Annotated in this window: 20 protein-coding genes, 1 tRNA gene and 2 pseudogenes; 13 read left to right on the top strand and 10 right to left on the bottom strand. The window is 43.4% G+C overall.

All coding sequences use genetic code 11. The features are described 5' to 3' along the window. Positions 1 to 29 precede the first annotated feature (29 nt). Positions 30 to 1,246 (top strand): IS3 family transposase gene (locus tag DYH48_RS09620; RefSeq protein WP_086014843.1). Its coding sequence is split into 2 segments (ribosomal slippage): positions 30 to 378 and positions 378 to 1,246, totalling 1,218 coding nucleotides; the frame shifts between segments, so codons are not numbered across the junction. A 13-nt stretch (positions 1,247 to 1,259) separates the two neighbouring features. On the opposite strand, the gene DYH48_RS09615 is transcribed toward DYH48_RS09620, so the two are convergent. Both DYH48_RS09615 and DYH48_RS09610 read right to left on the bottom strand, forming a co-directional pair. After that, positions 1,260 to 2,471 carry a TnsB C-terminal domain-containing protein gene (locus DYH48_RS09615; RefSeq protein WP_502263902.1) on the bottom strand — a complete coding sequence of 404 codons (1,212 nt, stop codon included), beginning with the start codon at positions 2,469 to 2,471 and terminating at the stop codon, positions 1,260 to 1,262. Beyond that, positions 2,471 to 3,091 carry a TnsA endonuclease N-terminal domain-containing protein gene (locus DYH48_RS09610; RefSeq protein WP_115334636.1) on the bottom strand — a complete coding sequence of 207 codons (621 nt, stop codon included), beginning with the start codon at positions 3,089 to 3,091 and terminating at the stop codon, positions 2,471 to 2,473. The genes DYH48_RS09615 and DYH48_RS09610 overlap by 1 nt, the downstream gene beginning before the upstream one ends. A 1,500-nt stretch (positions 3,092 to 4,591) precedes the next feature. Between DYH48_RS09610 and DYH48_RS09600 the strand changes: the two genes are divergently transcribed. The 3 genes and pseudogenes from DYH48_RS09600 to DYH48_RS09590 all read left to right on the top strand — a co-directional run bounded on the left by DYH48_RS09600 (position 4,592) and on the right by DYH48_RS09590 (position 7,473). Next, positions 4,592 to 5,446 carry a tyrosine-type recombinase/integrase gene (locus tag DYH48_RS09600; protein WP_115334635.1) on the top strand — a complete coding sequence of 285 codons (855 nt, stop codon included), beginning with the start codon at positions 4,592 to 4,594 and terminating at the stop codon, positions 5,444 to 5,446. Beyond that, positions 5,425 to 6,543: pseudogene (locus DYH48_RS09595) on the top strand (IS91 family transposase). The gene DYH48_RS09600 and the pseudogene DYH48_RS09595 overlap by 22 nt, the downstream one beginning before the upstream one ends. A 363-nt stretch (positions 6,544 to 6,906) precedes the next feature. After that, positions 6,907 to 7,473, top strand: coding sequence for a hypothetical protein (locus tag DYH48_RS09590; protein ID WP_115334634.1), 567 nt, complete (start codon positions 6,907 to 6,909; stop codon positions 7,471 to 7,473). Between the two features lie 81 nt (positions 7,474 to 7,554). On the opposite strand, the gene ltrA is transcribed toward DYH48_RS09590, so the two are convergent. Continuing rightward, on the bottom strand, positions 7,555 to 8,904 hold the full coding sequence (gene ltrA, locus DYH48_RS09585; RefSeq protein ID WP_014609903.1) for a group II intron reverse transcriptase/maturase: 1,350 nt from the start codon (positions 8,902 to 8,904) through the stop codon (positions 7,555 to 7,557). Positions 8,905 to 9,527: 623 nt separating this feature from the next. On the opposite strand from ltrA, the gene DYH48_RS09580 reads away from it, so the two are divergent. The 5 genes from DYH48_RS09580 to DYH48_RS09565 all read left to right on the top strand — a co-directional run bounded on the left by DYH48_RS09580 (position 9,528) and on the right by DYH48_RS09565 (position 13,507). Then, positions 9,528 to 10,100, top strand: coding sequence for a hypothetical protein (locus DYH48_RS09580; RefSeq protein ID WP_227256999.1), 573 nt, complete (start codon positions 9,528 to 9,530; stop codon positions 10,098 to 10,100). Between the two features lie 609 nt (positions 10,101 to 10,709). Beyond that, on the top strand, positions 10,710 to 11,060 hold the full coding sequence (locus DYH48_RS23605) for a hypothetical protein (RefSeq protein ID WP_147287769.1): 351 nt from the start codon (positions 10,710 to 10,712) through the stop codon (positions 11,058 to 11,060). 104 nt (positions 11,061 to 11,164) lie between these two features. Further along, the gene (locus DYH48_RS09575; RefSeq protein ID WP_106650479.1) at positions 11,165 to 11,401 is read left to right on the top strand and encodes a hypothetical protein; all 237 of its coding nucleotides are present in this window, start codon (positions 11,165 to 11,167) and stop codon (positions 11,399 to 11,401) included. A gap of 111 nt (positions 11,402 to 11,512) precedes the next feature. Next, on the top strand, positions 11,513 to 12,130 hold the full coding sequence (locus DYH48_RS09570; protein ID WP_115334633.1) for a hypothetical protein: 618 nt from the start codon (positions 11,513 to 11,515) through the stop codon (positions 12,128 to 12,130). A gap of 199 nt (positions 12,131 to 12,329) precedes the next feature. Further along, a protein-coding gene (locus DYH48_RS09565; RefSeq protein WP_115334632.1) for an IS3 family transposase occupies positions 12,330 to 13,507 on the top strand; the annotation gives its coding sequence in 2 pieces (ribosomal slippage) (positions 12,330 to 12,588 and positions 12,588 to 13,507; 1,179 coding nt in all). A 223-nt stretch (positions 13,508 to 13,730) separates the two neighbouring features. On the opposite strand, the gene DYH48_RS09560 is transcribed toward DYH48_RS09565, so the two are convergent. The 3 genes and pseudogenes from DYH48_RS09560 to DYH48_RS09550 form a co-directional block, all read right to left on the bottom strand. Further along, entirely contained in the window at positions 13,731 to 14,759 is a 1,029-nt protein-coding gene (locus DYH48_RS09560; RefSeq protein ID WP_011979494.1) for an IS110 family RNA-guided transposase, read from the bottom strand. Between the two features lie 262 nt (positions 14,760 to 15,021). After that, positions 15,022 to 15,129 (bottom strand): group II intron maturase-specific domain-containing protein, encoded by a 108-nt coding sequence (locus tag DYH48_RS23940; RefSeq protein ID WP_256613036.1) that lies wholly within the window; start codon positions 15,127 to 15,129, stop codon positions 15,022 to 15,024. A gap of 325 nt (positions 15,130 to 15,454) precedes the next feature. After that, positions 15,455 to 15,737 (bottom strand): annotated as a pseudogene (locus tag DYH48_RS09550) (IS4 family transposase); the annotation flags it as partial. A 111-nt stretch (positions 15,738 to 15,848) separates the two neighbouring features. On the opposite strand from DYH48_RS09550, the gene DYH48_RS09545 reads away from it, so the two are divergent. After that, a complete protein-coding gene (locus tag DYH48_RS09545; RefSeq protein ID WP_115334631.1) occupies positions 15,849 to 16,391 on the top strand; it encodes a hypothetical protein in 543 nt (180 codons plus the stop codon). 1,923 nt (positions 16,392 to 18,314) lie between these two features. Continuing rightward, positions 18,315 to 19,073 (top strand): sulfite exporter TauE/SafE family protein, encoded by a 759-nt coding sequence (locus DYH48_RS09540; protein WP_115334630.1) that lies wholly within the window; start codon positions 18,315 to 18,317, stop codon positions 19,071 to 19,073. 129 nt (positions 19,074 to 19,202) lie between these two features. Here the strand turns inward: DYH48_RS09540 and DYH48_RS09535 are convergent, their stop codons facing one another. After that, positions 19,203 to 19,421, bottom strand: coding sequence for a ricin-type beta-trefoil lectin domain protein (locus tag DYH48_RS09535; protein WP_256613035.1), 219 nt, complete (start codon positions 19,419 to 19,421; stop codon positions 19,203 to 19,205). Between the two features lie 297 nt (positions 19,422 to 19,718). Continuing rightward, complete coding sequence (locus tag DYH48_RS09525; RefSeq protein ID WP_115334628.1) at positions 19,719 to 20,030, bottom strand: RICIN domain-containing protein; 312 nt, start codon at positions 20,028 to 20,030, stop codon at positions 19,719 to 19,721. Positions 20,031 to 20,301: 271 nt separating this feature from the next. On the opposite strand from DYH48_RS09525, the gene DYH48_RS09520 reads away from it, so the two are divergent. Together DYH48_RS09520 and DYH48_RS09515 are read left to right on the top strand one after the other, a co-directional pair. Further along, the gene (locus DYH48_RS09520; RefSeq protein ID WP_115334627.1) at positions 20,302 to 21,915 is read left to right on the top strand and encodes an MATE family efflux transporter; all 1,614 of its coding nucleotides are present in this window, start codon (positions 20,302 to 20,304) and stop codon (positions 21,913 to 21,915) included. Beyond that, on the top strand, positions 21,912 to 22,475 hold the full coding sequence (locus tag DYH48_RS09515; RefSeq protein ID WP_115334626.1) for a hypothetical protein: 564 nt from the start codon (positions 21,912 to 21,914) through the stop codon (positions 22,473 to 22,475). Before DYH48_RS09520 ends, DYH48_RS09515 begins: the two co-directional genes overlap by 4 nt. Before the next feature lie 196 nt (positions 22,476 to 22,671). Here the strand turns inward: DYH48_RS09515 and DYH48_RS09510 are convergent. Both DYH48_RS09510 and punC read right to left on the bottom strand, forming a co-directional pair. Further along, positions 22,672 to 22,762: transfer RNA gene (locus DYH48_RS09510), tRNA-Ser, on the bottom strand. Between the two features lie 80 nt (positions 22,763 to 22,842). After that, positions 22,843 to 24,114 (bottom strand): purine nucleoside transporter PunC, encoded by a 1,272-nt coding sequence (gene punC, locus DYH48_RS09505; protein WP_063882977.1) that lies wholly within the window; start codon positions 24,112 to 24,114, stop codon positions 22,843 to 22,845. Positions 24,115 to 24,209 lie beyond the last annotated feature (95 nt).

Raw genomic sequence — 24,209 nt, 5'->3', positions numbered from 1 at the left:
CACTTTTCAAACTCATTTTGGAGAGTGTAATGACTTCAACAATTAAACGAACTCAACGTGATTATTCCCTCGCTTTTAAATTGGCCGTTGTCGACCAAGTGGAAAAAGGCGAGCTGACTTATAAGCAGGCCCAAGACAAGTACGGTATTCAAGGTTGTTCCACCGTGTTAGTTTGGCTTCGCAAACATGGAAAACTGGATTGGTCCCAAGGAACACCATCTACATCAATGCGAGGACATTTAATGACTGAGCCCACCACACTCACTCCCGAGCAAAAGATAAAAGCACTCGAAGCCGAACTTGAAGATACCCGCATGAAAGCCGCGTTCTTCGAAGCCATTGTCGAAAAACTTAGAACTGACTACGGGATTTCTGTCGTAAAAAAGCCACGAGCGAAACGCTCCAGGAAAAAACGGCCATAGGTTATCGCGTCACCCAATGCTGTCGCTACCTCGGGATTAGCCGTCAGGCGTATTATCAGCAATGTCAGCGGCAAAAAGTATCAGAGCAGAGGGAGCAACACGTGTTGCAAACGGTGCAATATGAACGGTTATTTCAACCACGAATAGGTACACGCAAGTTGCAGTATTTACTGAATAAATCACATCAAATAGTGATTGGGCGAGACCGGTTATTTAGCAGCCTCAGAGCGCATCGTTTGTTGGTCGCACCTAAACGGGCGTACCACAAAACGACTCACAGTCATCATCGATTTAGGTGTCATCCCAACTTGCTTAAGCCCAGTGAGCAACAAGTGGACATCACTCGCTCAGAGCAAGTCTGGGTGGCTGATATTACCTATCTGCCACTGCAAAATAATGAAGCCTACTTAAGCCTGGTGACCGATGCCTGGTCACGAAAAATCGTGGGCTATCATGTTGATGATAATCTCAAAACAGATGGTGTGCTAACAGCGTACAAACAGGCACTGAGGCAGCGGCAAGACAAAGATAAACCGCTGATACACCACTCAGATCGAGGAATACAATACTGCTCAAACGCTTATCAAGCGGTTCACACACATCATGGTGTGACATGCTCAATGACAGACGGATATGACTGCTATCAAAATGCATTAGCAGAACGCGTAAATGGCATATTGAAGCAGGAGTTTTTAACACATAAGCCAGCAACGCTGCAGGAGGCGCGACAGATGGTGGCAGAAGCGGTCGCCATATATAATCAACGACGGCCACATTTGGCCTTAAAATATAAAACGCCCGATGAGGTTCATCAGGCGTTTTAGGTAGAAATAAGTGTCAACTTATTTCAGGACGAGACAAGGTATTTAAACCAACAGTGCGGTTGCCGGCTGAATCCGTCACCACCATCGATTCAAATTTTTGCCTAAACACTCTAAAGTGCGATTCTACAAAGGGTTTCGCTGACGGTGTATTCGAAGGGGTATAAACGATATTGCTCCCCAGCTGTTCACATAGACTCTTAATTAACTTGTTGTTAAATGCAGGGCCATTATCCATGATGAACGTATCTGTCTTACCGCAAAAGGGGAGATTGTCGTCACGCAAATAGGTATTTTGGATCAACTGTAAAACAACCTCCGTCGCTTCTCCTTTGCCATAATCAAAAACCATACTTAGCGGTGCACGCGTATAACAATCAAGTGCATAATAGATGACCACAGGCTCAGTTAACTCCCCCGTGACATCGTCAATAACACGGATATTTGTGTGCAAACAATCGAGTTCAACACGCTGCAATGGGTAATGCAGTTTTATCCGTTTAATCAGGTTAAGTGAGAGCTGCTGACGTTCAGCGTGGGGAGTTTTTGGATCATCTAATTTGTCACAAATCGACTGTCTCGCTTCAATTCTGCGCGAAAACGTTCGTTTGCTTGCAACGATAATATTGGGATTTGTTTCACGTGCTTTCAGCGCATCTTGTTTGTAACAAGCATAATGACCCGTAGCCACTTTATGGCGACTATCTTGGTAAGTCGTGCTTAAATACGTGTCGATTAACGCGTTAGACTCCTCACCGATACGGGGGGTATGTGAACGTGATTTACAGATTAAACTGTCATCATTGAAACGTGAGCTTATCCAAGTCTTCCAGTAACGGTTAATCGTTGTTTTCTTGGGATGTTCAGCCCCTCTGAGTGCAGGGTAATTCTCCTCAACAACTTCAATCATTTTCTGATAGGTAGTGGACGTCGTCGGCTTTAGGGTTTCGTCGTTCTGCAGCAGGTCGCGCAGCGTATGAATATAAACAATCCGCGAATCCCGAGTCGCTTGCTGTACTGGGGACAAAATGAGACGCGTTTTTTCGACCGGTTTGGGAAAAAGGGTTTTTTCATGCAGTTTTGTGCTAAATACATCTAGCGCTAAGAACTCTCGCGTTTTTTCATCATCATCCACTTCGAGCAAAATCGACACGTCATCTGCAAACAAGACTGTCATGATGTCGCCGTTGCTATTGTGGAATTGATGGTCACGCGCTTGAGCAAACATCACGATAGCATCACCTTATTCAGGGTTGTGCTTGCCAGTAGCAACTGTGATTTGTCGAATTGGTAAAAACCGGCTCCGACTAAATGATATGCATCACCCACGGACGTTTGGCTTCTAGGATTGAGCCAATCGACTAACGCCTCAAATGTCAACAATTCAGGTAGGTCTGCATGGTTGAGCGTACATGATAACCGTGCAGAACGCCGATTAGCGATTAACTGGAGGTTGGTATAAATCATGGGCGTTAACTGACGCTCATCAACGAGGACGATAGGGACATTAGCCGTCTTAAGTGAGTATTCATTGAATAGCGCTAATCGCGACTGGAAGTCTTTCGTGATATGACTTGAATGATGGACTTCAATAAATGCTGCAGTGCCGTTAGCATATTTAATAAGAAAATCAGGTGTATATCGAATGGTCTTAAGGGTAATACTGTCATGGAGATGCAGGCTTTCAGGCTGCGCAGCATAGGCAACGATATTCGGTTCACACTCCATCTGCGCCGCAACACACAATTCAAGGAATGATTCGACCTTCAGCGGGGCTTGATTCTTCTGCGAAAAATATTGATATACATGCCTGCCGCGTGATTTATTCGCTTTATACTTGTTACTCACGTTACACCTCTTGCTACATTTCAGAGTGCTAACCGTTAATTTGCAGCGGAAAAATTAATCTCTGCTAAAATTAAAGGTTACCCCTATGGATAAGGCAAACGTCTTTCCCGACACGGGGAAAGCGCTCACGTGTGTTTGTTAACACGCGAGCAGCATATTCAATTTTCGAAAATCCACAAAAACTTGTGAATTTTCGCGCAAAGCACAATTCATTTTAAAATAACATGCAGGCGTTTAACACGCTTCGATGCCCCCAATCGACATTGATACCTCGCTGTTTTATTTCAATTCTTTTAGCTTGAAAGCGTATTTTAAAAACGCATCACATTCAAAAAATGCATTCACTATGATTTTTAAAAATCATTGTTTTTAAAGCATTAATTTTTAAAATATGCTCTGCATAAGCGCATTTAAGCTGTAAATCTATCTTTACAAAATGACGATGTGAACATCGCTAACTTAAGGGTAAGCCGATTAATCCACATTAAAATTTGTTACTACATAACAATGATATAAACGACGAATTAACCTTAAATTTGTCAGCAAAAAAATATTTTTGAGGAAATGGAGAATTTTTTTAGCAAACCGTGAAAAAAGGCAAGTTTATTGTTTTTAATTACGCATAACCCATTCGAAAGTTGCCCATGATGTCGCGATTTGGAAATGCATGTTTGTTTGGCCAGATAAACGCATGCTGAACCTCGATTGGCAAGACGCGCTTGGCGGATTAACGCGAGAGTTGAGAAAGGGGCAAATGTCTGAAGCGTACTCTATTTGTTGTCCACAAAAGAGGGGAAGGTTGGTGATATGACTGATAACATTACCATCTATAACGTTTTTGCTTGTCAAGGCATGCGGGTATTAGACCTTAGATACCGAACCTACTTCTGGCTAGGGTAATGAACTGCGGTCGATCCGTTCATCCCTGGGTCACAATAAAATATACGAATGCAACGACGAACAGTGGATACAACAATGCCAATCTTAAGTTATCAATATGGCAGTCTGTTCTAAATAGCTTATGCCCCAAAACGAGTTAACAAGTTGTCAGTAGATCAGTAACAAACGGACTTTCTGTCCTAGACATTTTCATCATTACACCCGTGTGATGTAATTCACTACTACCCATCAAAAAACTGGATAATTATACAGTCGTATTCAAATTATAAGGATTTTTGAACGATTTTCATCCTGTATTCGTGCGCGTTTTCTCATTTTCGTTTAAATAAATAGCATTAAAATTAATTACTTATACTTTTCATTAAGCAGATAATAGGTTTGGGAAACGCGCATGCGCGTTTTTCCAGATGGTGTATTTGAAAAAAAGCTGATAAGTTCCTTTTATTACAAGTAATTAACAGTGCGCGTTTTTACTGGTCTAATGAGGTAAACGCGCATGCGCACTAATAAAATGTTGAACTAAGCCGCTGCGCGGAGCCCAAAGCGAACCACTGTTCCACACTTACTCCTAGGGATAATCCCTCACCTAGGAGGTCTACCATGTCATCACTTCTGCAACAATTCCATGATGAGATCAGTTTACGTGGTTACTCGGCCCGTACACGCAGTGCTTATCTGCGTGCCATCACCCACTATGCAAACCAACCGCTCGATAGCATTACGGATGAGCAGCTTACGGCTTATTTCCGTTACTTAAATCTTGAGCGACATCATTCCAGAGCCACCTTAAAGCTACAGCTTAATGGCATTCATTTTTTCTATGAACATGTCCTAGGGCGCGATTTTACGGTTCAGTTGAGTTTACCTAAACGTCCACACAAGCTGCCGCAATTGCTTAGTTGCCAAGATATCGCGGCACTGCTGTACCACTGTCAAAACCTGAAACAACGCGCCATGTTGGCGCTGTGTTATGGTTGTGGTTTGCGTGTCAGTGAGTTAACCCATATTAAGGTTGCTGATATCGATGGGCAGCGGCAGTTGCTCAAAGTGTGTCAAGGCAAGGGTGCCTGCGACCGCTGGGTGATACTCTCACCGACTTTACTCACCCTGTTGCGTCAGTATTGGCAAGCGTATCATCCCGTCGAATGGTTGTTTGCCTCGACCTATCATGATGTGGTTTATCCGCTGCATGAGTCGACCTTTCGTAAAGCGTTAGCGAAGGCGGCCCGCTTAGCGAGTATCACTAAGCCATGCAGTCCACACAGCCTAAGGCATGCTTATGCGACCCATCAATTACAAGCGGGTATGCCACTTCATCAATTACAGGCCCAACTTGGTCATCACAGTATAAAGTCTACCGAGCGCTACTTGCATTGGTCGCCGGAATTGGGTCATCAAGGGCGTGACTTGCTAGCAAGTCTTGGGGGGATGCCATGGCAACCACCTACCATTTAAGCGATATCCTTCATCAGCACTTAGCCCACTACCAACAGCAGCATAAACTGACCGAACAGCAAGCCTTAGTCTGCCAGCATATTCAGCAGTGTCGCACGCAAACCTTAGGCATACAGCACTGGCGTTGTGATACTTGCCAGTATGAGCAGCAGGTGTTTTGCTCCTGTGGTGACCGGCATTGCCCTCGTTGTCAGGGAAGGCAGACGCAAGCGTGGATTGCTACGCAGCAGGCGCAAGTCTTGCCTTGTCGCTATTTCCATTTGGTCTTTACCTTACCCCACGAGTTGAACATCTTGGCGCACTACGCTGCCAAGCCGTTATACAGCGCCCTGTTTGAGTCTGTGTGGCAGACGCTTGCGCAGTTTGGCATGAAACGGAAACACCTTCAGGGTCAATTGGGTTGAACTATGGTGCTGCATACGTGGGGGCAAACCTTGAGTCAACATATCCACTTGCATTGCTTAATTCCTGGCGGGGTAGTGACGTCAGAGGGGGATTGGCATGCCGTGAAAACGGATTATCTGTTTCCGGTTAGAGCCTTGTCCACCGTGTATCGGGCCAAGTTATTACGGGCGCTGCGACAACATGAGCTGGCTATCCCTGCGGCTGAAACCTTAATGGCAAAGCCGTGGTGTGTTTACAGCAAAGCGTGTCTGAGCCGCGCCGAAACCGTGGTGGAATATCTCGGGCGTTATACCCGTAAAGGCATGCTGCATGAATCAAGAATTGCCGACGTGACCGCAGAGCATGTCAGTTTTCACTACAAGGATTATCGTGATGGTCAGCAGCATAAGCAAATGCGGCTAAGCTGTGATGAGTTTATCCGCCGTTACTTATTGCATGTGTTGCCCAAAGGGTTAATGCGAGTCAGGCACTTTGGCTTTTTAGCCAACGCTTGCCGCCGCAAAAAGCTCGCGCTTATCCAGCGGCAACTACGTAAGCCGCAGGTGGTATTGGCGAGTCCTTTGATTAAGGAGGACTGTTGGTGGTCATGTCCGCAATGCCAGTTAGGTCATTTGCAGTTTATTGGGCTGATAAGACTGCAGAGATTAGTGATGATTAACAACCAAAGTCAGCCAGTACGTCTGTCAGGATAACCACTCCCTCAAGACGTCGCGTAATGACCGACAGCGAAAAGCAGCCAACCTTATGGGGTTAAGCCTATGAGGGGATAGGGTGTGAGTGTTAGCCTGAATCTGGGGCCAAAATGCTGCCAACCAAGGTCAATAATCAGTCGAAAGTGAGCGTAAAAGAATGAGAAAGCTAAAACGATATCAAGTGATTACCCATCAAACTGTATAAAAAACCGCTACCGCAAAAAAGCAAATTCCTATAGCATTATTCATACCCATTTACACGGATGTGGCAGCGGCCAAGTCCAACAAGCGATTTATGCCCTGCAAACAGCGCAGCGCATAAATACTAAGACGTTAGGCATCTTTTGAAAGTTTAGGCACACCATGGAAAAGCAAGAATATATCAATATAGCTTCGAACCCTGATGAATGGTTTAAGTGTGCCTTCATACAAAAGAAAGTTGCGGATAAAATTTTAAAGTTAATGCTCGATGACGATGAGGCCATCGGTAATTCAGACTTATTTAAAGACCTATGGGGTAACGCACATTATCATTATGGTATAGCCTTGGAAAATGGCTTCAAAGGCATGCTTGTTGCTAGGTTCCCTGATAAAGTGAAATTCCAAATTAATGGAGACAAGGTGCGTCTAAAAGGCTTAGGAGATAGGCAGAAACTAAGCCACAATTTAGTTGATTTAGCCGAAGAAGCGGGCATTTTTGAGCTCGGCTTACATAAATATGAAAGTGACGAAAAAGCTCTGAGAATTGTGTTGGCTCATCTAACAGATTCAGTTAAGTGGTCACCTAAATATCCAGTGCCAATCGACAACAAGTCGATGTTCAAGTTCGACAATTCAGTGCCTGTTGCGTTGGTATATGGTTTCCACATACTTGACGTTATGTCTCCTGTATTTGAAGTGTTTAAGAAAAACTCGGTGGTATATGTCTAATCGGGTAGCCGGAGGTATCTAGCCTCCAGCCCCCACACCACCCTGCATGCGGCTCCGCACAGGGCGGTTCATTTAGAACGCCTAACCTGTTTTCTGGTTCGGATAGTGAACCGCGATCCATCCATCTCTCAGTGAATACAATCCTGCTTTCTTAAGATACTCATTACTCAGCGCTTGCTGTATTCCTGGTGTTTTCGAGCTCCGCCATGGGCCTTTACTTGTGATCCCACAAGCAACGGCAGCTTGGATCCTGACGCCACGTTTAAGTAAGTTTTGTACCTTAGTCCGCGGTTTTCGCCACTGACGCCAGTAGCACATACGCACTCGACGACGGATCCAATGGTCTAAATCGACACACCCTTGATAAGCGTTGGCTATGCCAAAGTAGTTGATCCAGCCTTGCATGTATTGCCGTACTTTAAACAATTGATATCCCATGCTAACGCCCCAATTTCGGTTCGTCAGGCGTTTCATCTTTTGTTTAAAAATGTGTAATGTTTTAGCATGCCACTGGATCTTCCCGCGGTTAAAGGTAAAACCGAGGAACTTGCTTTGACCTACCTCTACCACTTGGCTTTTCTGTTCATTAACAACCAATTTTAGCTTAGTGGCAAGGTAGCGAGTAATACTCTTGAGTACCCGCTCTCCCGCTCGAATAGACTTTACCAAAATGATAAAGTCGTCCGCGTAGCGGGCGAATTTGTGCCCTCGGCTTTCCAGCTCTTTATCAAGACTGTCCAACATAATGTTAGAGAGTAATGGCGAGAGTGGGCCGCCTTGAGGCACGCCTTCGAAGCTTGCTTCAAATTGGTCGTTGACCATCACACCAGCTCGCAGGTATTTACCAATAAGCGCCAGCAGACGCTTATCCTGTACCTTGATCCTCAATTGAGTCATCAACAGGTCGTGATTTACTCGATCAAAGAACTTGGACAGATCAACATCGACGGCAAATTTGCGCTTCTGTTTGATGATATCTCTGACTTGCAAGACCGCTTGTTTGGCATTCCTATTCGGTCTAAAGCCGAAGCTATTAGCCGAGAAGAAAGGGTCAAACAACGGCGTGAGAATTTGAGCAATAGCTTGCTGTATCACACGATCAATGACGTTAGGGATACCCAGTTTGCGTTTACCGCCATCGGGTTTGTCGATCTCTACGCGTCTGACTGCTGAAGGGTTATATTCACCTCGTTCCAGTAGAGATTTACACCGTTGCCAACCGCCTTGTTGCATCCAAAGCGGGAAGGCTTCGATAGTCATGCCATCGATGCCAGCCGCGCCTTTATTGGCTTTAACTTGACGCCAAGCTCGGTGTAGATTTTCAGGTTCGAGTAGTTGTTGGAATAAATCGCTGTTGAAGGCCGGTTGCATATCAATACGCTGCCGATAGTAATCGTCTGGCGACGTAGTGGGTATCGACAAGTTTGACAAGACTCCTCCTTCTTCTAAATGTTCAGGCCTTCACCATATCCCAACCATTACGATGGGCGTTGGGCTACTATGCCGTCTGCTGACTTCTGCTTAATCACATACCGAGTTACCCCGTCATGCGCTATCGGTTTTCATCTGGTTCGCTCTTTTCAGTCGATGAGATTGAAAAGCCAAGGCACTTAATAGACCAGAGCCTTACTGGTTATTGACCGATCGCGTGTTAAGCAGATCTCCCCAGATAAGAACATGAACTTTCTTTGCACTGCTGCATCATTTACGGTGGCCATTAGATCACGTGGTTTCGTCGTCTTGTGCCAACTCACCTCTAGCCTACGCCTCATATGATGTTCTTGTTCATCAGCTCGCAAATTTGCTAGCGGCTTCCTTCAGACCAATCCTCGCGGATAAGCCCTTGCCATTCGCTAGTAGTTAACGTTTAATAACAGCATGTTATTGAACGGTGACCTTCCTACAGAGGACTTTCACCTCATTAGTTCATGCCCATGCTGGGCGTACACAAGTCAAAGCACTCGGACTTGGTAAAGCTGTCATCTTTTTTGTTCCAAAAAAGTCACCAACTTCACCAAGCCGGTGTTTGAGGCGTTAAGCCTCTAGGCGTACACATGAAATACCTTTTAGGAATTCTAATAATGATTTGGAGTGTTTTTTCTTCCGCTAAAGACTATCCAGAAGTGATTGTGGGTGAGGAAGATGGTTTTGTTGATCTTACCTTTACGATCTCAAATTCAAAAAAACTCGAATCTGGCTCATATCAGGTTGTCGTAAAAGGCAACCTGAAGGGCGATAAGGTTGGGTTTGCAATAGAGATTTTGCCCTCTTGGAACCCGCAAGCGGTGGAAGGCATTGACGATGCCTTCTATTGGGGGGAGGCATTCTTCAGAAACACTGGTTCTGAATCTGAAAATTTTATAAAGTCACTGGCTACTTTGTACGGCGCAACTGTAAACGATGTATCTGTTCCGGAAAAGGTATATGCCCAAGTTGTTGGGCTTGCCTGTAATCCCGAAAAGATTGATGAATTGCCATGCAAAATGAAGTTCTTTTTTAATCCCGACGGTGAGGAAGATCTTTACTCTGAGGTTTTTATAAACATTGATACTGTTGCAAAAGAGCTAGAGTTCAACGAGAAAGACAATGATTATCGTGCACCATTATTACGTTCGTTGTTGCAATAAAGGCTTAACAAGCGGCTCCACCGGACAAATTTCCGCTGTCACTTTTTTGCGTGGCAAAAAGTCGCCATCAAAAATTTGCTCAGTGTGCCGGGCGTTTGCCCATAGGAATTTTAATTTGAAACTTACTAATTTGGGCTAATGGCCTAACTCGGAATTGTCCAAACTCGTGTCAGGCCGATCAGTTCTGGCACGTTTATGCCCCAAAGCTTGCTAGCATTCATTTAGTGAATCGAAAACTGACGAATGAATTACCCTACAAAATCTCATCTATTTACCAAATAGATAGCCCTACCGTAAAGCGACTAACAATGTATGGGTATACAGTCGTATTTAAATTTCAATGCTTTTGAGTGTTTTTAAACTCATTAGTTTGCGCGTTTATCCATCCTAAAATTAATAAACCCCCTTAAAATCATTTGGATACACTTCGGCCAAATTAGTTGATAGGTTTGGAAAACGCGCATGCGCGTTTTTCCGGATGGTGTATTTGATGAAAAGCTGATAAGTTCTTTGCATACAGATAGTTAACTGTGCGCGTTTTCACTGGTCTAATGAAGTAAACAGCGCAGCGCATAAATACTAAGACGTTATAAGCCATAAGGAAGTTGGATGAATAAATCGACATTAGGGAAACTAGATGTCTTAAGTGTTTTTATTACTTGGGCGATACTAATTTCACTTTTGAGCACTTTGGCATATTTAAAGATTTTTGCTGATCCAAACTCAAGTGCTGCAATTCTTGTATATTTGTTTGGAGCTTTCTTTATTGCTGCATTATGTCACGCAATATTGGCGTATTTTAATCGCTGCCCTCATTGCAGTAAATGTTTAACTATTCAAGGTTTTAAACCTCCTCATCCTGCTTCAAGTGGCAGTAGGGATAAAGTAGTGTGGCATTGGTTTTCAGGTTCAATTGTATGTATTCATTGCGGGCAAAAGGTTGATACAAATGGCCTATAACAAGTTGCTTAATTTCGTTCCGGCCACAACAAGTATGGCCTCACTGGACTGCCTTTGCTGCGCTGCGGCAGCCAATTAGCAAAGCCTTAGGAGTCTTGAGTAACATGGAAATTGAAGGAAGAAAATATACCCTTGTTGTTACAAGCGCTAACGACTTCGATACACTTAGCTTGGAATGCACACTCGATAACGAATTAATAATCGAAGCAGAGCTAGTCAGTTATAAGGAAAAACAGGCAAAAATCCACTTCCATAAAAGTGGGCTTTCGCTAAAGGTGGTTGAGGCGTTCATCAATGAGGTCAATAAAGAGCTAATTCATGGCGGACAGAAAAACTCCTAACAAGTTGCTTAATTTCATTCCGGCCACAAACAGCGTGTCCTCCACTGGACTGCCTACGTTACGCTGGCAGCCAATTAGCAAAGCGTTAGTTTCTTACAATTAGGATTGCGTATGATTTTTAATTCAGGGCCATGTGTTTTAGAATCAGAAAAAGAGCGGAACCTCTATACAAAGTTCTTTGCTGGTTATTTTTTTAATGAATTTATTGATGGATACGACGAGCGTGTAGTGTGGATAAATAGCTACCTATCAAAAAAATTAAATAAAACAGTGTCCTTGCAGTCTCCTTCAATCAGTTTTGATAATCATACATATTTACTCGATATCGACTCTGACAGAGGGGAATTTGCGGATATTTTACTTCATGACCCAGTATCAAAGACAATGATCGCAATTGAAGCGAAATACCTAACTAATTGGTCTATAGAGAAAGATATTAAGAGTAATCTTAAAAGAATTAACGCTATTAGAGAAAGGTATTATAAATATACAATACACTTTTGCCTTTTAGTAAGTTCCACTAAATGGAAGTCAGCCATAAAAATGAAAAAGCACGAGAGTAGTAGTTACGCCTGTTTTATTAAGGACTTCAAAGATGATGTTGGCGTATTGTTTTGGGAAGATCTTGTTGAATATTGTGATTCAAAAACCGTTAAAAAATATATGGAATATAGGCTCAGTTTAGTTAATGCACCTGCTTCCCAAAGGTATGCAAATATCCAAAACTAATTGGGTAGCCGGAGGTATTTAGCCTCCAGCCCCCACACCACCCTGCATGCGGCTCCGCACAGGGCGGTTCATTTAGAACGCCTTACCTGTTTTCTGGTTCGGATTATGAACTGCAATCCATCCATTGTAGTGGCACACTAATTTTGGCCACCTAAATAGAGGTGATATTATTACCTCGTAGATGACTTTAGGTGAACACATGAGATCGACAACCAGAAAAACATTTAGTGCTGAATTCAAACTTGAAGCAGACCAATTAGTCCTCGATAAAAACCATAGCATCATCGAAGCTGCAAAGGCGATGAACGTAGGTAAGTCCACTATAGATAAATGGGTGAGACAGTTAAAACTAGAACGCCAGGGTGGCACACCAAAAGCATCTCCGATTACCCCTGAACAAATTGAAATCCGTGAGCTGAAGAAGCAAATAGCTCGTCTTGAGGAGCACAATCTTATCCTAAAAAAGGCTACCGCTCTCTTGATGTCAGACTCGATGAACAATTTACGCTAATCAGCGCACTCAAGCAGAGCCACTCTATTCTCACAATTTGTAATGCATTCAAAGTACATCGAAGTAGCTATAAGTATTGGCTAAAAAGAAAAGAACATATTGATACAGACTTTACTATTTTATGCAGTGAAGTGAAGGCCGCACATCGTATTAGTCATGGCTCTGCCTGTGCTCGAACGATAGCGCAATTAGTGACTAACAAAGGGATTGGTCTCAGTCGTTATCGAGCTCGTAATCTAATGAAAAAGCTTGGGTTATTAAGCTGTCAGCAGCCTAAGCATTCTTATCGAAAAGCGATACAAGAGCATGTTGCAATCCCCAATACGCTTAATCGACAGTTTGCAGTAACTCAACCAGATCAAGTGTGGTGTGGCGACGTGACGTATGTTTGGGTCGGTAATCGCTGGGCCTATCTAGCCGTTGTTTTAGACTTATTTTCCCGCAAACCTGTTGGATGGGCTTTGTCATTATCACCAGATAGTGAGCTGACCTGTAAAGCTTTGAAAATGGCATTTGAGTTAAGGGGTAAGCCTGAGAATGTGATATATCACAGCGATCAAGGTTCGCATTACACAAGCTTGAAATTCAGACAATTAATATGGCGTTTTCAGATTGAGCAAAGTATGAGTCGCCGCAGGAATTGTTGGGATAACGCACCAATGGAGCGTTTCTTTAGAAGTTTGAAATCTGAGTGGATACCCGCAAGTGGTTATGGGAATTTTACAGAAGCAGATAAAGAGATCACAAATTACATCACTGGATATTACAGTGAGACCAGACCCCATCAATATAATGGTGGGTTAACGCCAAATGAGTCAGAACGTTTATATTGGAATGACTCTAAAACCGTGGCCAATTTTACTTGACCATATATGGACGCCTCAGCTTTTACAACACTTTTGAATGATTGGTTCACTACCATATATTCGGCGTCTAAATAGGCTTTTTACCCGCGCCATGATGTAAATCCGAAACCTATTACCTTATCACTACATCGGCATTTAATGCCTTGGTCAAGTCAGGCTCTAATAGGTACGGTTGACCGTTTATTCATCAGTGCATGTAAACTTTTACGTGATGCTTAACGTCTTACGCAAACGCTTTATTAACGTCGAAATTATCGTTACTCGTGAGGATCCGCCATCCTATACGCGCTATTTTATTGGCCAATGCGACAACGGCTTTGTGTCGACCTTGCCTTAACGCAAGTGCATTAAACCATCGCCCAAGTCTATCATCACGTTTGCTCGCAAATCGGCCAACGGCTCTGGCGCCATGGATGAGTAAAACACGTAGTTCTGAGCTGCCATTTTTCGTGATCGATCCTAGTCGAACTTTTCCACCAGAACTCGATTGCGATGGCACTAAGCCACACCATGCAGATAATTGCCGGCCATTTTTAAATTGATGACCCGAACCTAATTCACTCATAAAGCTTGCTGTGACTAATGGTCCAAAGCCAGGGATCGACAGCAATGCATTGTAGCGAGGTTGGATTTGACATAGCGCTTTAATGTCGCGCTCGATTTGATTAATTCTCTCATTTAAAACACATAAATCTTCATATAAAAGTTTTAACAGGTAATGAAGCGTATGAGACAGTTCATGCTCATTATTTGCTAAAATACGGCTAAGTGACGCTTGTAATTGCAACCTGCCGACAGAGAAGATCACACCAGACTCGCTCGCTAGGCTTCGAATTTGATTGACCATGGCGGTTCGATTTTGAACGAGACGACTACGTACACAACGTAATGCTTTAATGTCTTGTTGCTCAACAGTTTTAACTGGAACCATGTGGATATTAGGTCTGAAAACCGCTTCGCATATAGCGAGGGCATCGTTGGCATCATTCTTTTGGTTTGCAACAAATGGCTTAACATGTTGAGCAGGGATCAATTGCACTTGATAACCAAGAGCTTGAAATTGTCTTCCCCAGTAATGCGCCGTACCACAGGCCTCCATAGCAATAAGACTACCTTCGGGGAATTGTCTAATTTTATCGAGCAGCTTGTTTCTGTTAACCTTTTTGTTAGTCATGACTGAGTTATCCATAAGACAAACACAAACTTGAAAAACATTTTTGGCTAAATCGATACCAATAACTTTAATATCCATGATGGAAACCTCCAGAACTATTTGTCAGCTTCAAGCTTGGCATAATACTGCAAGCTTAGGTGCTGAGGCGTCCATCACATCACTACACATCTCTCAGTGAACATAAACCCGCTTTCTTGAGATACTCATAACTCAGCGCTTGCTGTATCCCTGATGTTTTCGAGCTTCGCCACGGCCCTTTGCTTGTAATTCCACAAGCAACGGCCGCTTGGATCCTGACGCCACGTTTGAGTAAGTTCTGTACCTTAGTCCTTGGCTTTCGCTATTGACGCCAGTAGCACATACGTACTCGACGACGGATCCAGTGGTCTAAATCGACACACCCTTGGTAAGCGTTGGCTATGCCAAAGTAGTTGATCCAGCCTTGCATCTATTGCCGAACTTTAAACAATTGATAGCTCATGCTCACGCCCTAATTGCGGTTTGTCAGTCGTCTTCTATTTTGTTTGAAGATGTGCAGTGTTTTGACATGCCACTGGATTTTTCCGCGGTTAAAGGTAAAACCAAGGAACTTGCTTTGGTCTACCTAACCACTTGGATTTTCTGTTCATTAACAACCAGTTTTAGCATAGTGGCAAGATAGCGAGTAATACTCTTAAGGACACGTCCGTCAGCTCGTAGAGACTTGACCAGGATGATAAAGTCATCCGCGTAGCGGGCGAAGTGATAACCTCTGCTTTCAAGTTCTTTATCCAGATTCGCAGTTGTTCGCGCACATCAGACCAATCCACAAAATAGTGGGCATCACTCAAAATTCATAGCGAATGCGCCGCAGAGATACTATGCATGCCATTGATAAATAGCGAACTTATTTTTAACAACATGTAGATTTCCGAGCAGTCGGTCAATACGCTTAATATTGTGTTTTAGTGCAACGGTACCCGTTATGTTCCGTCTTAAATGGGTTAACTATAGTTGATTGCCATCGAGTAAAGACTCGGTAGCAACAATCAGTGAATTAAGGCGTTTTTGGTGTATTTGAGGACATTATTTTTTGAGTAAATCGTGCAAAATGTCAACATTAAGATGTTTGTATGTTACATTTAATAAAACAACTGTATATTTATGGATAACGGAGTGCTGTAAGTCATGTTAAACAAATTATTTGCTTTCTTCTTTTTTTTTATTGTTGTTGGTTGCGCTCAACAGCAAAATTATCATTATGAAGTTGCACGAGAACCTAGAGTTGAATGGCCTGTTAATGAATATGAAAAGTTAAATAAAACAGGTGCTAATATTGTATCGGGGCAAGGTTTTTTAAAAACAATTGGAGGAGATGTAAAAACATGCTCTGGTAATAAAGTTTTCTTGAGTCCTGTAACCTCTTACTCAAAGCAATTTGTTGATGCAATAATATATAAAAAGCATGGGAAAGCTCCTATTGTCTTAGAGCCTGAATACCCTGATAGTCGAATATCTCTTTTTCTTAAAGAGGTGACAGCCGATGCAGATGGTAGATTTAAGTTTTATGATGTTCCTGATGGCATGTATTATTTATATACTATGGTAAAATGGTCTGCTGCGACAGGATTGCAAGGATCTTTGAGCCAACAGGGCGGCTGGGTAATAAAAAGCATTACTGTCAATTCAAATAACAGAAATGAATATATTCTCACTGGAATAGATGAATAGTCCCGAATTCAACTCCAAAGTTCGATGCTAGCTAATTAAGCGACTAGTAGATTAAACACCACAGCTGGCTGCTTAAACTTCTCTTACGATTGGACGTTATAATTAAAGGCGTGTCGAAGATAGTAATAGTTCTATTAAAGAGCACGTCAAAAAGAACGCGTTGCTACGTGAATAATAGATGGCTATGCTAGCCAACACTCTAAACAGCTCACGTAGCGACGCGACATACAAGCCTCTAAATTTCATTTTCAAAACTTAAGTTGCATAATTTCAGTTATTTAGGTGGTATTGATAACTTCAAGCAATAGATTGTTATACTTAGAACAAACCTTTACAAAGATTGATGGGCGAGGGCGGATAAGGGAGATAGTAGTAACGTAGTCATGACTCGATTTTATTTGAACTATGCAATTAAGACTTAGTCATGAGGGAAGGCGTACCAAGATATTGCTCATCAATGTTTTATTGAGTATGAAATTCTTGGGGTTTAAAGAGTATAAAGTGGGCCATGCGCTGAGATTTACTAGCTTCGCAATTCGCAACAAGTTAGGGCCGTGTATCCTCGACATACGCAGTTTTTGTTGTCCATCATGATTCAATCAGATGAATACAGTTTGTTACTATGTGCATAAGCTATTATTCAAGAAAAATACAGTTTTACGCTAATGCCGATAACGTCATTTATCGGCATTCTTGGAGACTCAGATAACACTATTAAACAACTCATTATGTACTGACACATTTATACACAGGAACTCAGTCGCTCAGTTCATTTCTAAAAATTTCATGTATCAATCAGTGCATTTATAGCCGGTAAGACAAATATATCACTTAGCCAGAGTTTTGGTCGCTTTAACATCCGCTTCGATAGAGTCATACCATATCTTCGAACTTGAAGGCTTTCTGCATAAGTAAGTCTGCTTTAAAGCTGTTACTGCGCGTTTTACATGATTTCTTTCGCATATGGTTACACAAAATCTTAAAGCATTCACGTAGAGATGCGAAAATCCAATAGCTCAGTGACATCTTCGATATCAGACTTTAGATGACAATTTCAATCTAATCGAATAAAAAACCGTCCATAATTTTTATCTGAATATCCATTTGCTAATCCTAGCTAGTCAAACAGCAAAAATATCAGTAGGTTAGCTTGCGGCCTAGATTCATGTTCATCATAAAGGTAAATCTCAGTCTGCCGCGAAATCTCATTCTGAGTGGCCACGAACACATCAATAATATTTAACATAATAAACATCAATAATATTTAACATAATATACATTGTGCGCAGCTTTGTATGGAAGGGATTAGGGGCCGATAATGTGGTAATTTATCTTCGCAATGAAAATATTTGATCGAATGAAAATGACCTTTCTCGTTGAAATTATTATTTATCTGGAAAAACTACCCTTATGGGCTTAATTTTCTTCCTACGTGAATGCTTTAGCGTTTTGGCTATGCTTGCCCGCAATTATTCACGTACAGACACCTCATCATGAGAGCATGAACCACTTCAGCACTTAAGGAATGTTTTGCGCTGGTGATGAGCCAGTCCATGTTGTGCTCACCTATGGCAATACTGGTTGGATTGGATGGTTTTATCCGCTTAAATGGAAATTATACTTCAGTGTAATTATGAGTTTATCATTCGTATTACTCCTAAAAGTTAAGCGCAAGCGCTCAGCTAAACAAACATTCTAAAGAAGCATTTTAAGAAATTATTTCAAGAAACCATTTAAGAATCTATCTTAATAAATTGAGTCACATGGATAATCGTAAGCGGCTCAGATTGATTAAATCAAAGCCGCTTTATTTTTTCATCTCATTCAATGACTCAAGGCTGTGCTAAGTGACAGCTTATGAGCTTTGAAAGCCTCAAGCAATTTTGCTACTGTTAGCACCCCCACACTTTTCGAATACGACTTATGCCCTCTTCATGGTTTTTCTTTGATGCGATCCCCGCCGATATATTTGCCCTACTCACCCTAAGCGCCGCATTTACCTCTTTTTTTACTGCCTGCTTTGGCATTGGTGGTGGTGTCATGCTTTTAGGCATGATGGCGCAAGTGTTACCGCCGCAATTGATTATTCCATTGCATGGCGTGGTGCAATTGGGCTCGAACGGTGGCCGTGCTGCTCTGGGCTGGCGCCATATCGAATGGCGACTTATAGCGGCATTTTTCCCCGGTGCGGTAATAGGGGCATTATTGGGGAGTGTTGTGTTGGTGGCACTGCCGCCATCAATCATGTATCTCACCATTGCTGCATTTATTCTTTATTCCTGCTGGGGTCCCAAACTGCCGAAAATGGTGTTTGGTACTTTAGGGACACTTACGGCCGGCGCCATAACCACGTTCATCTCATTATTTGCAGGCGCTACTGGGCCATTAGTTGCGGCGTTTATTAAACAATTGGAAGTTGACCGTTTTCGCACCGTCGCCACTTTTGCCATGGCGATGTCACTGCAACACGGGGTTAAAATTGCGGTGTTTGAAGGCATGGGGGTATCGCTAGCGGATTGGTTGCCGCTGTTGATGTGCATGATTTTAAGCGGCACCATAGGCACGTGGATTGGGTTTAAAATGCTAAAACGTGTCGCCGATAAACATTTTCAAACCGCTTTTAGCATTGTACTGACGCTGTTGGCCATTCGATTAATTTGGCAGGCGATTAGCCAGTGGTAGATGCATAAAAAAAGCAATAACTGTTAAATAGTTACTGCTTAGCTCCGAGCAACGCTGGCTCAACCAAGATGTCGTTAAGCGACCTCAACTCAGAAGACATTTCAAGCACCGATTACAAACTGTTTGTTGCTATTTCACCTCTCTGAAATAGAACTGCTGCGAAATAGTATTTTTCCAGACATCCTCAACGATATTATCGCCATTGGCATAGGACTCGCCTGCCACTTTCATCGATGAACCACCCATACGCGATACCACACGCAGTGAACCATTTGGCATAAACTCAGTTCGCCATTCACTGTCAGCCTGCTCGCAACCACCCAGCTGCAAGTTGCCATCAACACTCACTAAACATTGGGCTTGTTTGTTCGCCGTTAGCGGGCTTTGATTTCAGGCGGTAATAACCATCACTGGTGGTTGTTGCTTGCCATTGCTGGATGGGCTTTAACGTCGCATTGTTGTGCCAACAGCACTCGTCCACTGTGGGTATTTATAATCGCTAAATGAGATACCGGTTCAATCCGCTAGTCAGAACAATCGCTTACGCGGTTTTCACAGGTAACCACAGCTGCGCCCTTTTGGGTACTGCAATTGGCGGCCTGCAGATTTTGAATAGAACGCTCATTGGCAAAACGGAACCAGCCATCATGACTGGCATCCACTGACCAACGTTGGCAACGGGAAGCCACCCAAGGCTTCACTGTCTTGGCAATTTTCTTGGGTGAGAAAGGTGCCTTCGGCCACGTTAGCAAATCGATAAAGTCCGTCATTGGTGGGATCAATCACCCAAGTACTGGCTTTATCGTCACAACGGCTAACGCTGACATCGCCTTTGGCATTGGTAATGAGGCACTGGTCAGTATCATGGTTAACAATTCGGTATTTCACCCCTTCAACTCGGGCTTTCAATGGCCAAAACTCGCCACTAGGAACGCGTAAGGGTTGCTTGTCTGCCATTGGCTCACCAAAGTTAGATAGGCATTTTTCATCCCACTTAAAGGGTTGAAAAGTTTCGCTTGTGGCGATTTTGGGGTGGCGTGGTTAATCTGGTGATTGACATCGAGCGGATGAGTGAGAATAATACGCGACAGGTTGCAGAGAAGCCTGTCCGCAAAAGATGATATCACTCTGATAAATTAATAGCGTTGCGAATCGATTTCAAATCGAACCCACAGCAATCAAATAAGTTTGGCTTAGCGGAATGCCAATAAACTTAGGAGAATTGTTTGTGAAACATGCAACAGCCAACACTTTCAAGCCCGCCAGTATCAATGTTGAACCTTCTGACATTGTGCCCTTGGCAGCCACCGAAACACCCTCCCACGGGAAATATCACTCAGGCACTCAGTCAATAGAGTCCTTAGGTACGTTAGCTATCCCTACTTTGTATTTACGTTTTGCGTTACCCATGGCATTCGCCATGATGCTCAGCGGCAGTTACAACTTAGTCGACTCTTATTTTATTTTGAAATACATTGGCGCCGATGCATTGGCTGGGGTAACGATTGCCTTCCCGTTACAAATGATGATTTTCGCTTTAGCCTGCATGATAGGAAATGGGACTGCGACCTTAGTGAGCCGATTTTTAGGGGCAAACGAGTTTGATAAGGCGAGTCAAATCGCGAATACCGGTTTCGCGTTAGCCCTATGTTGCGGCGTGATCGTCACTGTCGTGTCACTCGCCCAGCTCGATAATCTATTAGCGTTTATTGGGGTAAGCTCAACACTTGCCTTAGCTGCTACAGAGTATCTACAACCCATTCTCTGTTTTAGTCTGTTCATCTTTTTGTTATCCCTTAGCGGCGATTTACTCAGAGCACAAGGCAAAGTCGTAGTGATGCTGCTGGTTATCTTGTTGTCGGCGGTCATGAACATTCTGTTCGATACACTCTTTATTGCCGTTTTGGAGATGGGCGTAAGTGGTGCGGCGTGGGCAACGGTAGCGGGCCAATGTGTGAGTCTATTTATCGCCGTCGTCTATTTTGTTCCAAATAACCGCTTTGCCAATAAGCAGGCGCTTCATCGGCAAGCTGCCCAGCCTATTTGTTTTAGAATAGAGCAGATAAAGCTCAACCTCACTGAGATAAAAGCGATTCTTGGCTTGGGTAGCCCAATACTATTGTCATATCTTGGGATTGCCTGCGTGATCTCATTGGTAAATCATATTTTAGTCAGTCATTTAGCCAATGTAGTGCCCAATACGCCAGCGGCGAATGAGGTCGCGTACATGATCAGCGCTTATGGTTTGATCGGCCGCTTTAATATCTTTATCGCCCTGCCGCTCATGGCTCTCACCAGTGCAGCACAAACGATCAGTGCCTATAACTATGGGGCGATGGCATCTTCTCGGGTGTTAGCGTGTGCTAAATGGGGAATCGTCTTGACCTGCTGTTATCTGAGTGTAGTGACAATCATATTTATGGGGTTTCCTACCTCAGTATTTGGTGTTTTCACCGATGACCTCGCACTCATTGCCGCCTGTGTTAAGATTTCGAGTGTGACGTTTATCGCCTTACCTTTGGCGGGGATCACAGGTATTGCGATTGCTGTGTATCAAGGCACAAACCGCCCTAAGCTTGCATTGCTATTATCTGGGATAAAAATCTATGGTTTGTTACTGCCCCTGCTGGTCCTGTTACCTCAACTATCCTTTACAGATATTTCATTTATCACAGGTGCATTAAACATTAATATCATGCCAAACGCTTTGATTGAGTTATGGATGGCCTTTCCAATCGCGGACATTTTAGCTTGTCTCTTGAGTTTATTGATCATCAGTATTTGGCCTTTCATTCACGTGCCGCGAGCAAATCGAGTCAGTCATGGAGGTAATGCAAAATGAAGTTAGCCAATATGAAAGACTCAAGCGCCATCGCATTAAATGAAACCAAAATTCGCGCTAAAAAGCTGCTCAAAGCTTGTCAGCAGTATGAGCCGTCTGCCAAGCAAAGAGTCGCGACCTTAATGGCGAAGTTGGGCATCTTACACTCAGATCTCCAGCTTAAGCATTGCCAACAAGTGATCGCACGTGAGCTAGGCTTTATCGATTTTCATCATTGTCAGCAAGTCCTGTCGGGTCAAGCCATACTCGGGGATGATTGGGGAAGCTTATTTCACACTAAGCAATGCGAGACACTACTCAATCATTGGTTTACTGGCTATTTAGCCGCGCGTGATTTTAATACGCAAGCTGAGAGCACATTGTTACTCCCCTACAAGAAGCAGTTTTTTGTGGTGGAGCGGCAGGATTACTGCAATGCGCTGAATTTGTCGATAACTTCGCAACAGGTGGATAACGCCAGCGAACCGACAATCCTGCGGGATCTGGTGAGTAGCTATGCTAATGCAGACTGGAACGCCTTTGCGCTGGCCATGATCCAACACAAATTACCCAAAGTGTAATGAACGCTGAGATTGTCAGTGCATCATCTTGAATGAGCAAATCTAGAGTTAAATGACAATAACCAACAAGGCCATCAATGCTGATGGCCTTGTTGGTAAACTATGATGGAGGCGCTGCGTTTCGAATCAGAAACTCAAAGCTAGAATAGCTAAAATGCAAAAGCCGCTAATTGCTTAGCGGCTTTTTGACTGAATATGGCGGAGGAGTAGGGATTTGAACCCTAGGTGGGCTATAAACCCACGCCGGTTTTCAAGACCGGTGCATTAAACCACTCTGCCACCCCTCCGAACGAGGCGCATAATATAAGTAAGTGTGTTGACTGTAAAGCACTAACTCTCAATTATGCGCCGATTGTTGCTATTACACTCAATCCGCTGGATTTTGCTTCACATCGGCCACTATGCCAACACGTGCGGGATCTGGCTTAGTGAAATGTTTGGCAAAATCGCCCCACCCTTGTTGGCTCTTCAGCACATAGCCGACCACAACTAAGATAGCGCAACATAGGATGCCCCAACCTATCGCTACTTCACCTAGGCTTGCCCACATAGCAACTAAGCTAGATGCACCAAAGGCAATGCTGATCTGCAAGAAATTCTGTAATCCTGCGGCCTTAGCGGCATTCTGACTAAACTGCTGTAACGCGCTGTTCACGACTATCGGGTAAATGGCGCCATTAGCTGCGGCCAAAATAGAGAACGAAATAAGCAGTGGGAAAATCGTGCTTGCTGGGAAAATCAGCGTGAACATGATGATCGAAATAACGCAGGCTGCGAAAATCGACAACAAGATATTCAGTGTTTGATGCCCGCCAATGCGTTTTATCAGTAACTTACTCGCATAACCACCGACAATAAACATGATGGTTTGTGGGATAAAGCTAAGGCCGATTTCAGTTGGCAGATAGCCGTGCATTTCCATCACAATCGGCCATACGGTTAGATAAGCAAAGAAAGCACCGGAACAGGCGCCGAAGATCACGACGTTGCCTAAATAGCGGGTGTTTTTCAAAATTTGCCCATAAGATACCGCAGCATGTTCACTGTGTGTATGCTGACGCTTGCCTGGTACAAAGTACAAGGTCATCAATATCAGTAGAAAAGCGATAACACACAAAGAGATAAAGATTGCACGCCAGCCTAATTCGTTCAGAATGTAAGCGCCAAGGATCGGTGCTAATGCAGGCGATAATGCGACCAGTGGCATAATGTTACTGAAAATACCTTGGGCTTTATCAGCATCATATTGTTCAACCACAATAGCTTGCCAAATAACCCCTGCACTACAGGCGCCAATCGCTTGGAAGAAGCGCGCGGTATTGAGCATTAGGATAGAATCACTGTTGGCAATAAACACGCTGGCAATGGCAAACACCACTAGGCCAAAAATCAGTGCCCAACGTTTGCCGATTTTATTGACTAAGGGGCCATAAAGTAGCTGACCTAAGGCAAGACCCGCCAGGAAACAGGTCAGCGACATCGCCACCTGTGACGGGGTACTGTTAAGCGAGCCTTCAATTGCTTTGAAAGCAGGCAAATACATGTCAGTGGCAATAAAGCCGAGCATGCTCAACATGGCTAAATAGAATAGAAACATAAAGAACTTTATGTTTACAAAGGTGTTACTAGACGTTTTCATAAAATAATCGGGTCGGATTGACTAAAGCGTGCAGTCTAATGACTTGTTAAATCTATTGGAAACGTTTATTTTTGACTTGTGCTATCAATTATTTT

The organism is Shewanella baltica (genome assembly GCF_900456975.1).
Taxonomy (GTDB): Bacteria; Pseudomonadota; Gammaproteobacteria; order Enterobacterales; family Shewanellaceae; genus Shewanella; species Shewanella baltica.
This window is presented reverse-complemented; position numbering and strand designations above follow the sequence as displayed.

Coding starts and splice junctions, on each gene's coding strand:
- DYH48_RS09590 (WP_115334634.1), top strand. CDS start 6,907: ATGGAAAAGCAAGAATATATCAATATAGCTTCGAACCCTGATGAATGG.
- DYH48_RS09540 (WP_115334630.1), top strand. CDS start 18,315: ATGCCCTCTTCATGGTTTTTCTTTGATGCGATCCCCGCCGATATATTT.
- DYH48_RS09515 (WP_115334626.1), top strand. CDS start 21,912: ATGAAGTTAGCCAATATGAAAGACTCAAGCGCCATCGCATTAAATGAA.
- DYH48_RS09570 (WP_115334633.1), top strand. CDS start 11,513: ATGATTTTTAATTCAGGGCCATGTGTTTTAGAATCAGAAAAAGAGCGG.
- DYH48_RS09615 (WP_502263902.1), bottom strand. CDS start 2,471: ATGTTTGCTCAAGCGCGTGACCATCAATTCCACAATAGCAACGGCGAC.
- punC (WP_063882977.1), bottom strand. CDS start 24,114: ATGAAAACGTCTAGTAACACCTTTGTAAACATAAAGTTCTTTATGTTT.
- DYH48_RS09525 (WP_115334628.1), bottom strand. CDS start 20,030: ATGGCAGACAAGCAACCCTTACGCGTTCCTAGTGGCGAGTTTTGGCCA.
- DYH48_RS23605 (WP_147287769.1), top strand. CDS start 10,710: ATGAATAAATCGACATTAGGGAAACTAGATGTCTTAAGTGTTTTTATT.
- DYH48_RS09560 (WP_011979494.1), bottom strand. CDS start 14,759: ATGGATATTAAAGTTATTGGTATCGATTTAGCCAAAAATGTTTTTCAA.
- DYH48_RS23940 (WP_256613036.1), bottom strand. CDS start 15,129: ATGCAAGGCTGGATCAACTACTTTGGCATAGCCAACGCTTACCAAGGG.
- DYH48_RS09600 (WP_115334635.1), top strand. CDS start 4,592: ATGTCATCACTTCTGCAACAATTCCATGATGAGATCAGTTTACGTGGT.
- DYH48_RS09545 (WP_115334631.1), top strand. CDS start 15,849: ATGTTAAACAAATTATTTGCTTTCTTCTTTTTTTTTATTGTTGTTGGT.
- DYH48_RS09580 (WP_227256999.1), top strand. CDS start 9,528: ATGAAATACCTTTTAGGAATTCTAATAATGATTTGGAGTGTTTTTTCT.
- DYH48_RS09575 (WP_106650479.1), top strand. CDS start 11,165: ATGGAAATTGAAGGAAGAAAATATACCCTTGTTGTTACAAGCGCTAAC.